Annotated in this window: 1 protein-coding gene; it reads left to right on the forward strand. The window is 43.4% G+C overall.

Features of this window, described 5'->3' with window-relative positions:
• Positions 1 to 181 precede the first annotated feature (181 nt).
• Positions 182 to 913, forward strand: a 732-nt coding sequence (locus AC5590_RS01405) for an O-acetylhomoserine aminocarboxypropyltransferase/cysteine synthase family protein (protein WP_169269024.1), incomplete at its 3' end; no start/stop codon positions are given.

Genomic DNA, 913 nt, shown 5'->3' on the forward strand with positions numbered 1-913 from the left:
GTCCGAGATTTTTACTTTCCAGACTTTTCACTAAAGAATATTCTTTTGGAGGAAAAAAGTCTCTTGCGCTCTGGACATGTCCATATCCGTAGAATGTGAATTATAATACGATAAATTGATAAACTTACTGTTGATAACCTCAAGTACTACCTGTAAAATATAATCTCTACACAATTTATCTATGTCAGACCAATATCGTTTTGAGACTCTGCAAGTTCATGCTGGACAAGAACCTGCTCCCGGAACTAATGCCCGTGCTGTACCAATTTACCAAACGACTTCCTACGTTTTTAATGATGCCGACCACGGAGCACGGTTGTTTGCCCTGCAGGAGTTTGGTAACATTTACACCAGGATCATGAATCCGACAACAGATGTATTTGAAAAGCGAGTTGCTGCTCTGGAGGGAGGTGTAGCAGCGTTAGCGACCTCTAGCGGTCAGGCGGCGCAATTCTTGGCGTTAAGTACCATTGCTCAAGCTGGAGATAATATTGTTTCTACCAGTTTCTTGTATGGCGGAACTTATAACCAGTTTAAAGTATCGTTACCACGTTTAGGTATTAATGTCAAGTTTGTAGAGGGAGATGAGGCGGAAAATTTCCGTCAGGCGATCGACGATCGCACAAAAGCACTGTACATTGAAACCATTGGCAATCCCCAGTTCAACATTCCAGACTTTGCAGCCCTAGCTCACATTGCCCATGAAAATGGCATTCCTCTAATTGTAGATAACACCTTTGGTGCTGCCGGATATTTAGCTCGACCGATTGAATATGGTGCAGATATTGTCGTGCAATCTGCCACTAAGTGGATTGGTGGACATGGTACTTCTATTGGCGGCGTGATTGTCGATTCTGGTAAATTTGATTGGGGTAACGGCAAATTTCCTGTATTTACTGAGCCAGCCCCCGGC

Source organism: Brasilonema octagenarum UFV-OR1, assembly GCF_963888615.1.
In the GTDB taxonomy this organism is placed as follows: Bacteria; Cyanobacteriota; Cyanobacteriia; order Cyanobacteriales; family Nostocaceae; genus Brasilonema; species Brasilonema sennae.